General features: G+C 73.4%; 10 protein-coding genes. 4 read left to right on the forward strand and 6 right to left on the reverse strand.

Going from position 1 to position 13068, the window contains the following annotated elements; genetic code table 11:
• Nucleotides 1-157: 157 nt before the first annotated feature.
• Nucleotides 158-382 (forward strand): hypothetical protein, encoded by a 225-nt coding sequence (locus ACH4TP_RS38635; protein WP_389221447.1) that lies wholly within the window; start codon nt 158-160, stop codon nt 380-382.
• Here ACH4TP_RS38635 and ACH4TP_RS38640 read toward each other — a convergent pair.
• Nucleotides 352-1803: an NCS2 family permease gene (locus tag ACH4TP_RS38640; RefSeq protein WP_398183701.1), complete on the reverse strand. Its 1452-nt coding sequence runs from the start codon at nt 1801-1803 to the stop codon at nt 352-354. The genes ACH4TP_RS38635 and ACH4TP_RS38640 overlap by 31 nt on opposite strands.
• 153 nt (nt 1804-1956) lie before the next feature.
• On the opposite strand from ACH4TP_RS38640, the gene ACH4TP_RS38645 reads away from it, so the two are divergent.
• Both ACH4TP_RS38645 and ACH4TP_RS38650 read left to right on the forward strand, forming a co-directional pair.
• The gene (locus tag ACH4TP_RS38645; RefSeq protein ID WP_389221451.1) at nt 1957-2232 is read left to right on the forward strand and encodes a DUF2530 domain-containing protein; all 276 of its coding nucleotides are present in this window, start codon (nt 1957-1959) and stop codon (nt 2230-2232) included.
• A 77-nt stretch (nt 2233-2309) separates the two neighbouring features.
• On the forward strand, nt 2310-4718 hold the full coding sequence (locus tag ACH4TP_RS38650; protein WP_398183698.1) for an HAD-IC family P-type ATPase: 2409 nt from the start codon (nt 2310-2312) through the stop codon (nt 4716-4718).
• 130 nt (nt 4719-4848) lie between these two features.
• Here ACH4TP_RS38650 and ACH4TP_RS38655 read toward each other — a convergent pair whose 3' ends face one another.
• Both ACH4TP_RS38655 and ACH4TP_RS38660 read right to left on the reverse strand, forming a co-directional pair.
• Nucleotides 4849-5256, reverse strand: coding sequence for an SRPBCC domain-containing protein (locus tag ACH4TP_RS38655; protein WP_398183695.1), 408 nt, complete (start codon nt 5254-5256; stop codon nt 4849-4851).
• Nucleotides 5253-5570 carry an ArsR/SmtB family transcription factor gene (locus ACH4TP_RS38660; protein ID WP_398183692.1) on the reverse strand — a complete coding sequence of 106 codons (318 nt, stop codon included), beginning with the start codon at nt 5568-5570 and terminating at the stop codon, nt 5253-5255. Before ACH4TP_RS38660 ends, ACH4TP_RS38655 begins: the two co-directional genes overlap by 4 nt.
• 229 nt (nt 5571-5799) lie before the next feature.
• On the opposite strand from ACH4TP_RS38660, the gene ACH4TP_RS38665 reads away from it, so the two are divergent.
• Nucleotides 5800-7023, forward strand: coding sequence for a calcium-binding protein (locus ACH4TP_RS38665; protein WP_398440537.1), 1224 nt, complete (start codon nt 5800-5802; stop codon nt 7021-7023).
• 56 nt (nt 7024-7079) lie between these two features.
• Here ACH4TP_RS38665 and ACH4TP_RS38670 read toward each other — a convergent pair whose 3' ends face one another.
• From ACH4TP_RS38670 to ACH4TP_RS38680, 3 genes are all read right to left on the reverse strand, one after another.
• On the reverse strand, nt 7080-7907 hold the full coding sequence (locus ACH4TP_RS38670) for an alpha/beta fold hydrolase (protein ID WP_398183685.1): 828 nt from the start codon (nt 7905-7907) through the stop codon (nt 7080-7082).
• A gap of 100 nt (nt 7908-8007) precedes the next feature.
• Nucleotides 8008-11151: a sacsin N-terminal ATP-binding-like domain-containing protein gene (locus ACH4TP_RS38675; protein WP_398440538.1), complete on the reverse strand. Its 3144-nt coding sequence runs from the start codon at nt 11149-11151 to the stop codon at nt 8008-8010.
• A 914-nt stretch (nt 11152-12065) separates the two neighbouring features.
• Nucleotides 12066-12995 (reverse strand): DUF3027 domain-containing protein, encoded by a 930-nt coding sequence (locus ACH4TP_RS38680; protein WP_389221465.1) that lies wholly within the window; start codon nt 12993-12995, stop codon nt 12066-12068.
• Between the last annotated feature and the right edge of the window lie 73 nt (nt 12996-13068).

The raw sequence follows: 13068 nt of genomic DNA on the forward strand, positions 1-13068 counted from the left end.
TGGCAGGGGTAGCACGCATCACACCCGCCACACCCCTACCGAAGGGGCGGCGCAGGGCCCGGCAGATCACGCTTCGGCATCCATGCATCACCCAAATGAGTGAGTCGGATCCGGAAAGTGACGCAAAGAGCCCCCGGCTCCCCCGACCCTGAACGGCATGGGATCGACAGTGCTCAGCCTGCGCATCGACAGTGAGCTGCTCGACCGGCTCAGGAGTCACGCCGCGAAAAGAGGAATGAGCGTCCAGGACTACGTGGCCCGGACGCTCATTCGAGAGGACTTCGACGAGCGGTTCAAGACCGCCGTCGACGAGACGGAGAAGTTCTACGGGGCGGTCGACCCGCCCCGCGATCACGTGAGGCCGAGCGCCGGCATCGCGTAGTAGAAGACGAAGACCGCCGACACGACGTACATGGCCACCGGGACCTCACGGCCCCGGCCGGCCGCGAGCCGCAGCACGCTGAAGGCGATGAAGCCGATGCCGATGCCGTTCGTGATCGAGTACGTGAACGGCATCATCACCATGGCCAGGAACGCCGGCACCGCGATGGTGAAGTCGCTCCAGTCGATCTCCTTGATCGACCCGGCCAGGATCAGGAAGCCCACCGCGAGCAGCGCGGGGGTCGCCGCCTGCGACGGCACCATGGTCGCGAGCGGCGTGAGGAACAGCGCCACCGAGAACAGACCGCCGGTCACGACCGAGGCGAGGCCCGTACGGGCCCCCTCGCCGACGCCCGCCGTGGACTCCACGAAGCAGGTGGTGGCCGAGGAGGAGGTCGCGCCGCCGGAGGCGACGGCCAGGCCGTCGACGAGGAGGACCTTGTTGATGCCGGGGAAGTTGCCGTCCTCGTCGATCAGCTTGGCCTCGTCGCCGACGCCGAGGATCGTGCCCATCGCGTCGAAGAAGCAGGACAGCAGGACGGTGAAGACGAACAGGACGCCGGTGAGGACGCCGACCTTGTCGAAGCCGCCGAAGAGGCTGACCTTGCCGACGAGGCCGAAGTCGGGCGAGGCGACGGGGTTGCCCGGCCACTCGGGAGTGGTGAGGCCCCACGACGGAACCTTCGCGACCGCGTTGATCACCATGGCCACGATCGTCATGGCGACGATCGAGATGAGGATCGCGCCCGGCACCTTGCGGATGATCAGCGCGAGGGTGAGCAGCGTGCCCAGGATGAAGACGAGCACCGGCCAGCCGGTGAGGTGGCCGTCGGCGCCGAGCTGGAGCGGGACGGTGGTGTGCGCGGCGTCGGGGATGCGGGAGACGAAGCCCGAGTCGACGAGGCCGATGAGCATGATGAAGAGGCCGATGCCGATCGCGATGCCCTTGCGCAGGCCGACCGGGACGGCGTTCATGACGCGCTCGCGCAGGCCGGTGGCGACGAGCAGCATCACGACGATGCCGGCGAGGACGACCATGCCCATGGCGTCCGGCCAGGACATCTTCGGCGCGAGCTGGAGCGCGACGACCGTGTTGACGCCGAGGCCGGCGGCCAGCGCGATCGGCACGTTGCCGATGACGCCCATGAGGAGGGTCGTGAACGCCGCCGTGAGGACGGTGGCGGTGACGAGCTGGCCGCTGTCGAGCTGGTGCCCGTACATGTCCTTGGCGCTGCCGAGGATGATCGGGTTCAGCACGATGATGTAGGCCATCGCGAAGAAGGTGGCGAAGCCGCCACGGATCTCACGGGCCACGGTGGAGCCGCGCTCGGAGATCTTGAAGTAGCGGTCGAGGCCGGAGACGGAGCCCTGGTCCTGGGGGGTCTCCGGGGGCGTGGCCTTGGCGGTGGCCGTCGAGCTCATGGGGGTTCCTCTTCGGAGGTTCTGAGAAGTCCTTTTTGGCGGTTCATACGAGTGGAACCCGCCAGAGGCAAACCGTTTCAGTATGAACACATGAACGAGCGAGAGTCCATCTCCGCGCGTAGACACGAAAACGGGCCACCTAGACTGAGCCCCATGGCGAAGTGGACACCGAAGCACGAGGCACCCGAGCCCCTCGAAGGGCCGGTCGTCGCCACCATCACCGGCGGAACGATCCTCTGGTTCGTCCTCTTCCTCGTCCAGGTCCCCTTCTACGGCTGGTTCGACGACCGGGACCTCACCTGGTGGGTGTGGACCTGCCTGGCCGGAGCGGGTCTCGGCCTGATCGGCATCTGGTACGTACGGAAGCGGGACGCGGCGATCAAGCGGCACGCGGCGGCGCAGCGGACCTCCGACGGGGACCACGCGTAACACCGGGGCACCCCCCGGCCTGCCCCTTCGCCCTCCTCGGCAGGTGAACGGCCGAAACCGGTCGTACCGTCGAAAACATGACTCAGCGGGCGAAGATCGACACGACCGGCAGCGGGACGGCGGCGACCGGGCCGCCCGTCGTGCACCGCCCCGCCGGGCTGACCTCCGCCGAGGTCGCCGAACGCCTCGCCCGCGGCGAGGTCAACGACGTCCCCGTACGGAGCTCCCGCTCGACCGCGGAGATCGTCCGCGCGAACGTCTTCACCCGCTTCAACGCGATCATCGGCGTGCTGTGGGTGATCATGCTCTTCGTCGCGCCGATCCAGGACAGCCTCTTCGGCTTCGTGATCATCGCGAACACCGGCATCGGCATCATCCAGGAGCTCCGCGCCAAGAAGACCCTCGACGGGCTCGCCGTCATCGGCGAGGCGAAACCCACCGTCCGGCGCGACGGCAGGGCCGCCGAGATCTCCACCTCCGAGATCGTCCTCGGCGACCTCATCGAACTCGGACCGGGCGACAAGGTCGTCGTGGACGGCGAGGTCGCGGAGGCCGACAGCCTGGAGATCGACGAGTCGCTCCTCACCGGCGAGGCGGACCCGGTCGTGAAGAGACCGGGCGACCGCATGATGTCCGGCTCGTTCGTGGTCGCCGGCGGCGGCGCCTTCACCGCCACCAAGGTCGGCCGCGAGGCGTACGCCGCCCAGCTCGCCGAGGAGGCCTCCCGCTTCACCCTCGTCCACTCCGAGCTGCGCACGGGCATCTCCACGATCCTCAAGTACGTGACGTGGATGATGGTCCCCACCGCGATCGGCCTCGTCATCAGCCAGCTGGTGGTCAAGGACGACAACGTCAAGGACGCCGTCGCCCGCACGGTCGGCGGCATCGTCCCGATGATCCCCGAGGGCCTCGTCCTCCTCACCTCCGTCGCCTTCGCGATCGGCGTGATCCGCCTCGGCCGCAAGCAGTGCCTCGTGCAGGAACTCCCGGCGATCGAGGGCCTGGCCCGCGTCGACGTGGTCTGCCTGGACAAGACGGGCACGCTCACCGAGGGCGGCATGGACGTCACGGAACTGCGGGCCCTGAACGGCTCGGACGAGACGTACGTACGGAAGGTCCTGGGCGCCCTGGGCGAATCGGACCCGCGCCCGAACGCCTCCCTCCAGGCCATCATCGACGCCTACCCGGACACGGTGGAGTGGCGCTGCACGGAAAGCCTGCCCTTCTCCTCCGCCCGCAAGTACAGCGGCGCGTCGTTCAGCGAGGGCGACGGCGAGAACTCCACCTGGCTCCTCGGCGCCCCGGACGTCCTCCTGAAGCCGGAGGACCCGGCCCTCCCGGAGATCGACCACCTCAACGAACAGGGCCTGCGGGTCCTCCTCCTGACCCGCGCCACCCGGGAACTCGACTCCCCCGAGGTCGCCGCCGACACCCGCCCCACGGCCCTCGTCGTCCTGGAACAGCGCCTGCGCCCCGACGCCGCCGACACCCTCGCCTACTTCGCCGACCAGAACGTCGCCACCAAGGTCATCTCCGGCGACAACGCCGTCTCGGTCGGCGCGGTCGCCGGAAAGCTGGACATGCCGGGCGCGGAGAACACGGTCGACGCCCGCCACCTGCCGGCCACGCGGGAGGACATGGCGAAGGTCCTCGACGAGAACGCGGTCTTCGGCCGCGTCACCCCGCAGCAGAAGCGGGACATGGTGGCGGCGCTCCAGTCCCACGGCCACACGGTCGCCATGACGGGCGACGGCGTCAACGACGTCCTCGCCCTCAAGGACGCCGACATCGGCGTCTCGATGGGCTCGGGCTCGGAGGCGACGCGGGCGGTGGCCCAGATCGTCCTCCTGGACAACAGCTTCGCGACGCTCCCCTCGGTGGTGGCCGAAGGCCGCCGGGTCATCGGCAACATCACCCGCGTGGCGACGCTCTTCCTCACGAAGACGGTCTACTCGGTCCTCCTGGCGATCCTGGTGGTCGTCTCCCAGGTGGAGTACCCCTTCCTCCCCCGCCACCTGACCCTGCTCTCCACCCTCACGATCGGCGTCCCGGCCTTCTTCCTCGCCCTCGCCCCCAACAAGGAGCGCGCGAAACCGAACTTCGTCCGCCGGGTGATGCGGTACGCGATCCCCGGCGGCGTCATCGCGGCCGCCGCCACCTTCACCACCTACCTCCTGGCCCGCCACCACTACACCGGCCCGGACGCCCTCGGCGCCGAGACCAGCGCGGCCACCCTCACCCTCTTCCTCGTCTCCATGTGGGTCCTCGCGATCATCGCCCGCCCCTACACCTGGTGGCGCGTCACCCTCGTCGCCACCATGGCCGCCGCCTTCCTCCTCGTCCTCGCCGTCCCCTGGCTCCAGGACTTCTTCGCCCTGAAACTGGTCGGCGTGACGATGCCGTGGACGGCGGTCGCCATCGCGGCGGCGGGCTCGGCGCTGCTGGAACTGGCGTGGCGGTGGGTGGGCAGACGGTTCCCGACGTGAGGCGCGGCCGGGCGGCGGGCCCTGCGTCCCCGGCGCCGGGCGGGGCTCGTCGAGGGTGCCGCCTCCTTGACCCCCGGGGCGGGCCCGGCCCGCCCGGCCCGCACTTCACGCACCCGAAGCCACCGGACGCTCAGGCTCGGAGGAGTGCGGCCTCCAGGCGGTCCAGGACGTGGGGCCAGCCCCTGCCCATGCCCTCGTACGCCCGGCGGCCCAGGGGGGAGTCGAGGTCGAAGCCGGTGTGGGTGAGGACGAGGCGGGTGCCCCGGGGTTCCGGGTGCAGGGTCCAGGTGAGGGTGGTGTCGAGGGTGCCCTCGGCGAAGCGGTAGGCGAGGAGTCGCTCGGGGTCGACGGCGGTCACCTCGCAGGGCTGCTGGCCGAAGTCGCCCATGTCGAGGGTGAAGCGGTGCCCGACGACGGGCTTGACGTCGCCGGCGGCCCACCAGCGGGCGTGCAGGTCGGGGTCGGTCAGGGCCTTCCATACCGCCGCGGGGGCGTGGGGCAGGAACTTCTCGCAGGTGATCGTGTTGCTCTCGGTCATGGCGTCTCGGGTTCCTCGTCCAGGAGTCGGGCCAGCGCGTCCAGGCGCTGCTTCCAGTAGTGCTCGAACGGGTGCAGCCACTCGCCCACCTCGGCCAGACGGGCCGGTTCGAGGTGGTAGAAGCGGTGCCGCCCGCGGGGCTCCTCGCGCACCAGTCCCGCGGTACGGAGCACCGCCAGGTGCTCGGAGACCGCGGGCCTCCCGAGCTCGAACATCCCGGCCAGCTCACCTGTGGAGCGAGGCCCTTCCCGCAGGGTTTCGAGCAGTTTGCGGCGTACCGGGTTGGCCAGTACGCCGAACACGTCGGTCGGCATGACGCCCACGATACGTCGGGATTTTCCGACGCGTCAAAACTTTCCGACGCATCTCTCGATCCGGCCCAGCCCGTCGCGCGGGTGGCCGCCGACCGCCTACTCATCGGGTGAAATCACTCTCCGTACATGACGGCACCCCCTATGCGGGGCAGACATCACGCAACGCGACCGCCCCTCGGCGATCGCGCTCGCTCGCTCTCCTCCGTCTCCCCCACGGGAAGGGAACCCCATGCCCCGCAGAACCACCGTCCGCCCGACCGCGCGCCTCCGCACCCTCGGCCTCCTCTGCGCCCCGGCGCTCGTCGCCGCGGCGCTCACCGTCGCCGCCGGGGGGCCCGCCTCCGCCGCGCCCACCTGTTTCGAGGCCGCCGCCACCGTCACCGGCACCATCGGCACCCCGGGCGACGACGTCATCATCGGCACGCCCGGCAACGACGTCATCGACGGCAAGGGCGGCAACGACAAGATCTGCGGCCTGGGCGGCAACGACTACGTCCACGGCGGCGACGGCGACGACCTCGTCTCCGGCGGGACCGGCGACGACCGGGTCTACGGCGACGCCGGAAACGACGAGTTGGGCGGCGACGAGCGCGCGTACACCGGCGACGTCACCAGCGCCACCGGCCGGGACTACCTCGACGGCGGGACCGGGAACGACTTCCTGCTCGGGGACAACTCGGCGACGCAGGGCACCGCCAACGGCGCCTCCCCCGACGTCCTCGTCGGCGGGGACGGCGACGACGTCCTGTACGGGGACGACCAAGGCGACCACGCCAACGGCGGCGCCCCGGACCGGATCATCGGCGGCAACGGGGAGGACGTCATCATCGGGGACTCGCTCGGCTACTACGGCGCGACGGGCGCCGGGGACGACGTCCTGCTCGAAGGCCCCGGCACCCTCGGCGACGTCACGGGGGACAGCTTCGCGCCGTTCGGCGACGCGAGCGGGGCCGGCGGCGACGACCTGATCGACCTGGGAGCGGACGGCGCGTTCGGCGCCGTCGGCGACCACACGTCCGGCGGCACCGCGGTCGGCTCCGGCAACGACACGATCCTCGGCGGCAGCACGGGCGAGATCGTCCTCATCGGTGACAGCACCCTCGTCGACCCCACCGGCGCCACCGCGGGCAACGACCGGATCGAGGGCCGCGGCGGCGACGACCGGATCTTCGGCGACAACTCGGACTGGAGCCAGACGCTCGGCACCGCCGGCGGGCGGGACGTCCTGCGCGGCGGCGACGGCGACGACTTCCTGCGCGGCGGCCCCGCCGACGACACCCTCGACGGCCAGGCGGGCGTCGACGACTGCGACGGGGAGGGCGGGACGGACATCGTGGCCAACTGCGAGACCCAGCCGGCCGCGCGTTCGGCCCGGAAGGCCCTCCCCACCCGGACGGAGCGGCCCCTGTACGACCGCCTCGCCGGGTGGAAGGGCCGGCACGGGAGGGTCTGACCGGCCTCCGGGCCGGGCTGACCGGACCGGGCCGAGGCCCGGTCCGGTCAGCCCTCTCAGTCGCCCCCTCCCGCCGTCCTGATGAAGTCCGTCACGACCCGCGCGTACTCCTCCGGGTGCGTGATGTGCGGGATGTGGCCCGCGCCCTCGAAGGTCTGCTGGCGGGCCTTCGGCAGGACCACCGCCAGGCGGTCCAGGACCGTGCCGAACCAGGCGGGGCTCTCGGTGCCGCGGCTCAGGAGGACGGGGGCCTGGCAGGCGGAGAGGCCTTCGAGGTCGAGTTCGGCCCAGTGCGGGTCGTTCTGCTCGTCCAGCCAGGTCTGGGCGTTGGCCACGAACGTCTCCCGGATCGGGGCCGGGAGCTTGTCCCACATGCCGGGGCCCATCGCCACCTCCTCCACGAACAGGTGCGCGGCCGGCTCGTCCTCCCCCTTGCGGAGGTGGTCGAGGATGGCGTCGAAGGAGACGAACGTCCGCTGCAGTTCCGACATGGCCGCGTGGTCGTCGGCCACGACGCCCACGAGCGGCGGCTCGTGGACCGTGACCGTGCGGAACAGCTCGGGTCGGCGGGCGGCCAGGCCGAGGGCGATCGACGCGCCGAAGGAGCTGCCGGCGACGTGCGCGGGGCCGTCGAAGAGCTCCTCGATCAGCGCGGCGAGGTCGTCCTCGTCCTGCCTCCGGGTGCCCTGGCCCGGCACCTTCTCGCTCTGTCCGTGGCCTCGGCGGTCGTACGCGACCGCGGTGAAGGACGCGCGGATGTCCGCCTCGATCGCCGGCTGCCAGCTGTGGTGGTCGTTCCACGAACCGTGGACGAGGACGAGGGGTTCGCCTTCGCCCACGGAGTCGTACGCGAGGTTCACGCCGTTGACGCGTACCTGGGGCATGGGGGCCTCCTGGGAGAGGGGTGAGGGCGGCGGCCGGTCTCCGCGCGCCGCCACTCAGGTCTCTACCAGGGCCGTTCGGTGCGGCCCCGCCGCCGCGCCGTCAGTCGAACCACCTGTCCCTGGCCAGTTCCGCCGTCCTCGTCGGGTCCTCCAGGAGGGCGGCGACCTCGAAGCGGCGGGGCCACTGGCCGGCGGCCCAGGCGAGGCCGGCGGCGACGCCCTCCAGGGTGGCGGCGTGGACGACGCCGTCCTGGGTGTGACGCCAGTCGAGTTCGGTGCCGCCGGCGCGGAGTTCCTCGTGCTCGACGTACGAGGAGGGGGTGGCGGGGCCGAGGAGGGCGTGGACCGACGCCGGGACCTCGTGCTCCTCGCCGACCGTCGTGACCTCGGCCTCCACCGCCTCGCTCAGGCGGCGGATCTGGAAGAGCTCGGCCAGGTCGTCCGCGCGGGACGGGGAGACCGGGAGGAGCGGGAGGCCGGCGGCCAGCGGCAGGAGGTCGGGGGCGTCCGCCACGAGGGCCTCCGAGGCCTCGACGACGACCAGGGCACCGTCCACGACCGCGCGCAGGTCGTCGGGGAGCGTCACCTGCTCGGGGTCCAGGTCCGCCAGGGCCGTGTACAGGGCATGCAGCTGGGGGGCCGTCACCTCCCGCGCCGGGTCCGCGAGACGGGCCAGGAGTTCCGCCGCGCCGCCCGGCTCGTCGAGGAGGGCCGCGACCGAGGTGCGGACGCCCAGGGCGCGGAGGACCTGCTCGTCCTCGAAGCCGGTCGCGTCGGCGGAGTCGTACAGGCCGGCGAGGAGCGGGTCCGAGCCCTCGGCGCGCAGGCCCGCCGGGCGGCGGCCGTCCAGGACGGGGTGGTCGCGCAGCCACCAGGCCGTGTACGGGCGGACGGTCTCCGTCCGGCCGTCCGGGAGGAGGACCCGTACGGGCTGGGTCAGGGCGTCCCGCAGCGGCGGCTGCGCGAGGAGCGCGAGGGCCTGCGGCCAGGCGTCGTCGTCGACCAGGTCCAGGTCCCGTACGGCCACGATCTCCGTCGCCACCGGCGGCACGTGCGTCGGGGGCAGCCGGTCGAGGACGTCCTCGCACCACACGTCGACCGCGTCGAGGAGTCCGGCGTCGTCCGGCTCCGGGTAGTCGCCCTCCCGGGGCTCGACCTCGTCCGGGTCGAGGACCAGGTCGGTCGCGCGGACCAGGGTGAAGTTGGCGAGGACCCCGCAGGCGGCGAGGGGCTGTTCGCCCCAGCGGGCGGCCATTTCGGCGTCGACGAAGGCGAGTTCGTCCTCGCGCATGACGGCCGCGAACGCCGAGCCGGGGAGGACCAGTTCGCCCGCCGGAGACAGTTCGCCGTCCTCGTCGGGGAGGGCGAGCGCACCGAGCCACGGCTCCTCGCCGGGGTCGAGCTCCGCGTCCCGGACGAGGGCGAGGACGGTCTCGGCCAGTTCCTCCGCGTCGAGGGCGTCGGTCTCCTCGTCCCAGACCTCCCCCGCTTCGAGGGAGGCGGCGACCGCCGCCCGCACCTGCGGGGTCGTCAGGACCGCGCGGGGCGTCGCCGGCAGGGCGCCCAGCTTCTCCAGGAGCGGGTGGGCCGCCTCCGGGTGCGCCACCTTCAGGCCGAGCCGGGTCAGCTCGGCCGGGGTGCGGTCCTGCGGCAGGAGGACCTGGCGGGGGCCGATCGTCGTACGGATCCTCGCCCCCTCCTCGGTCTCCGCGAGCGGCACCGGAAGGCCCGTCAGACGGTCCGGGTCGACGCCCGCGAGCGAGTCGTACAGCCGCCACCACCACGCCGCAGGCCTGTCGACCCCGGCCAGGCGGTCGATCGCCTCGGTGAGGGGGACGCGGCCGACGCCGAGGGTGCGGAGCTCGGGGCGGCGCTCGAAACCGGCGGGCAGGAGCGTCGGGAAGACCTCTGCGAGGACGTCGACGGTCCCGGCGCCCGCGCCCTCCACGACCTCCGCCTCGATCGGGCGGAGCGCCGGCAGCTCCTCGGACGGCGCGGCCGGGGCCAGGAACGCCACCCTCGGCAGCCGGTCCAGGATCGCCGCGCGCAGCGCCCCGTCGATGTGCCCCTTGCCGAGGGGGCCGGGGACCAGGTCGAGGGTCGCGGTCGTCACCGGGTCCCAGTCGGCGAGGAGTTCGGCGTACGCGTCGGCCGCCCGCTGCACCAGGAACTCGGTGAGCGGCCCCGGCGCCGGGTGCCGCCGGGCGGTGTCCAGCGGGAGCGACGCGATGAGGAGGGCGGGGATGCCGAGGGGCTCGTCGGTGGGGGTCGGCGCGTGCACGACGGGGGTCGTACGGGGGTACTTCGGGGCCCCTTCGGCGTCCACCGGTACGGCCCAGGTGACCGACCAGTGCGGGCGGAGCCGCTCCTCGACCGGGCGGTCCTTCAGGAGGTCGGGGTCGAGGGGGCCGCCGTGGGTGACGGTCCGCCAGCGGTTGCCGCCGGTGGTGGAGTCGTCGACGCGGACGTATCCGTCCTCCTCGGAGCGGCGGAGCGTCCGCACGCCCGCGGCCGTCTCCACGACGACCTCGGAGATACCCGGAAGAGTGAGCAGCAGAGCGTCGTCGACGGCCGCGAGGAGCCGCTCCGCCAGGTCCTCGGCGGCGGCGTCCCGCAGCGGGAGGACGACGACGGTGTCGTAGCCGTCGGGCGCGGTGCCCTCGGCGGGCAGCGGGAGACGGAGGAGGGGTACGTGGCCGTCGCGGCGCCGCAGTTCGTCGCCGAGGCCCGGGCTGTACCTGGCCGCCTCGGCGGCCAGCTCGCGCGCCTCGGCCAGGGACCAGCGGACGCCGCCGTGCCGGCCGAGGACGGCGGGCTCGTCGGTCACGGCCAGGACGGCCGCGAAGCCGACGCCGAAGCGGCCGACCGCGCCGTGCGTCTGCTCGCGCTTCGCGGACGCCCGGAGGGTCGACAGCGACTCGGCGCCCGCGGCGTCCAGGGGCGCGCCGGTGTTCGCGGCGGCGAGGACCGCGGGGCCCTCCTGGTCCGCGGGGTGCAGCGTCAGGCGGAGGCGGCCGGTGACGCCGGCGCGGTGGGCGGCGTCGGCGGCGTTCTGCGCGAGCTCCACGACCAGGCGGTCCCGGTAGCCGCCCAGCGCCAGGTCCTCCTCGGCGTTCGCGTCCTCCCTGAACCGCGCCGGACTCGCGCCCCACGCGTCGAGCACCCCCCGCCGCAGCCGTGCGGTGCCGAAGGGATCGGTTCCGTCGGTCGTCGTCCGGACGCTGACGCTCACGTCTGACTCCACTCTTCGGTTCTACGGGGCTGTCCTCCCGGACCATTCAGCCCGGGGCCCGAAGGTACCGCGCGGCGCGGCACGGGGGCGCCGGGGGCACGTCGGGGGGTGGGGGCGCGCGGGGTCGTTCGCCGTTTCGGCGCCCTGACCTGTGGTTTTCCCGCCTGATACGGATGCGTCGGCGGCGTCCGAGCGCGGCCGGCGGGGCCTGCGGCGACCGGGCCCGGGGCCGCCGCGCGCCGCCCGTTGTGGGCTGCGCCCCGCCGCCGTTGTGTGCAATCGTTCCGCCGGGGCGGTACCCACCCTCAACGGCCGCCGCCCCCCGTTGTGGGCCATCGCTCCGCCGGGGCGGGACCCACCCTCAACGGCCACCACCCCCCGTTGTGGGCCATCGCTCCGCCGGGGCGGAACGGGTGGGCACAACGGACCCGCGCCCTGCCGGCGCCAGAGGCTTCCGAGCCCGGACCCGCACCCCGTGTGCGCCGTCACCGGTGGTGCGGGTTCAGGCGCGGAACGCGGAGGCGCCGCTAAGGGCGCCGTCCCGTGTGCCCACCCGTCCCGCCCAGCGGGACGATTGCCCACACGGGGGTGAACGAAGCGCACCGCCCCGCCGGGCGCGCGGCCCACACGGGCGGGGGCGGGCCCCACACTGGGCGGGGGCGAAGCCCCAGGCGAAGCGCACCGCCCCGCCGGGCGCGGGCCCCACACGGGCGCGGGGCGGAGCCCCAGGCGGGCGCGGGCCCCACACGAGGCGGGGCGAAGCCCCAGGCGGGCGCGGGCCCACACGGGGGGGCGCTGCCCGGCGGGGTGAGGGTCGCGCCGCGGTGCGCGGGCTCGTACGCCGGGCAGCGCGGGTCCGCCGGGGCGGGAGGCCCGGAGTGGGCGCCCCGCACCAGGCCCGGCGGGGGCGACGGGACGCGCGGGGGCTACGAGTGGCCCAGGTCCTCCGACGCCGCGTCGGGTTCGGTGGTGGAGCCGGAGTCCTTGGCGGGGCGGAGGGGGAAGGCGTCGGTGGCCATGGAGTCGAGGACGGGAGGGGCGGGGCGGGGGGGCTTGGGCATGACGGCGGCTTCGGAGTGGCCGCCGCAGCCGTAGGCGAGGGAGACGACGCGGCCGTCGGCGGGGGAGAACTCGTTGGCGCAGATGCCGAAGGCCTGCTTGAGGGAGCCGGCCAGCGGGACCAGGAAGGCGCAGGACTCGCAGGAGGCGGGGGCGGCCTGGGCCATGGGGGTCTTGGCGCCGAAGGCCTCGTCCCAGCGGTCCGCGGCGACGTGGAGGCCGTAGCGGGAGAGGACCCGCGCCCGGCGCATGCCGAGTTCGTCCGCGACGGCGGCGATGGCGCCGCGGGAGGGGGTGCGCGAGGTGAGCTCGGCGTCCTCCTCGTCGAGGTGCTCGGACATCTCCTCCGAGACGACGGAGTTCGGCGGCGGGGCGTCCTCGCCCGAGTAGCCGGGCTCCAGGCGCAGGTCGTCCTGCTCGGTGGGGAGGAGGTCGCCCGGGCCCATGTCGCCGGGGCGGAGGCGCTCGCTCCACGGCACCCACTCGGGGGCGAGGAGGGCGTCCGCGCCCGGCAGCAGGACGGTTTCGTCAAGCGTGACGTTCTTGGCACGGGAGGCGCGGGTGACGGTCACCGCCCAGCGCCAGCCCCGGTAGCCGGGCTCCTTGGACTCGAAGTAGTGCGTGACGACGCGGTCGCCCTCCGCGACCACCTCGACGTGTGCGCCGACGATGCCGGGCGCGGCCGCCTCCTCGGCGGCCTCCCGCGCGAGGTCTACGGCCTCGGCGCACAGGCGGTCGGGGGTACGCGTGGCTCGCGGGGTACGCGGGGTACCGCTTCGCGTCGTCGCAGCACTCACAGGTCTCGCTTCTCTCCTACGCCGTCTCACGGGTGCGCCGGCCGAGGGGCGGGAGCGAAGCCACGGGCGGCGG

It is taken from the genome of Streptomyces sp. NPDC021012 (genome assembly GCF_044333355.1).
Lineage (GTDB): Bacteria > Actinomycetota > Actinomycetes > Streptomycetales > Streptomycetaceae > Streptomyces.

Excerpts from the sequence above, each read along its gene's own strand:
- ACH4TP_RS38670 (WP_398183685.1), bottom strand. The coding sequence starts at position 7,907 with ATGCCCCAGGTACGCGTCAACGGCGTGAACCTCGCGTACGACTCCGTG.
- ACH4TP_RS38640 (WP_398183701.1), bottom strand. The coding sequence starts at position 1,803 with ATGAGCTCGACGGCCACCGCCAAGGCCACGCCCCCGGAGACCCCCCAG.
- ACH4TP_RS38655 (WP_398183695.1), bottom strand. The coding sequence starts at position 5,256 with ATGACCGAGAGCAACACGATCACCTGCGAGAAGTTCCTGCCCCACGCC.
- ACH4TP_RS38650 (WP_398183698.1), top strand. The coding sequence starts at position 2,310 with ATGACTCAGCGGGCGAAGATCGACACGACCGGCAGCGGGACGGCGGCG.
- ACH4TP_RS38635 (WP_389221447.1), top strand. The coding sequence starts at position 158 with ATGGGATCGACAGTGCTCAGCCTGCGCATCGACAGTGAGCTGCTCGAC.
- ACH4TP_RS38665 (WP_398440537.1), top strand. The coding sequence starts at position 5,800 with ATGCCCCGCAGAACCACCGTCCGCCCGACCGCGCGCCTCCGCACCCTC.
- ACH4TP_RS38660 (WP_398183692.1), bottom strand. The coding sequence starts at position 5,570 with ATGCCGACCGACGTGTTCGGCGTACTGGCCAACCCGGTACGCCGCAAA.
- ACH4TP_RS38645 (WP_389221451.1), top strand. The coding sequence starts at position 1,957 with ATGGCGAAGTGGACACCGAAGCACGAGGCACCCGAGCCCCTCGAAGGG.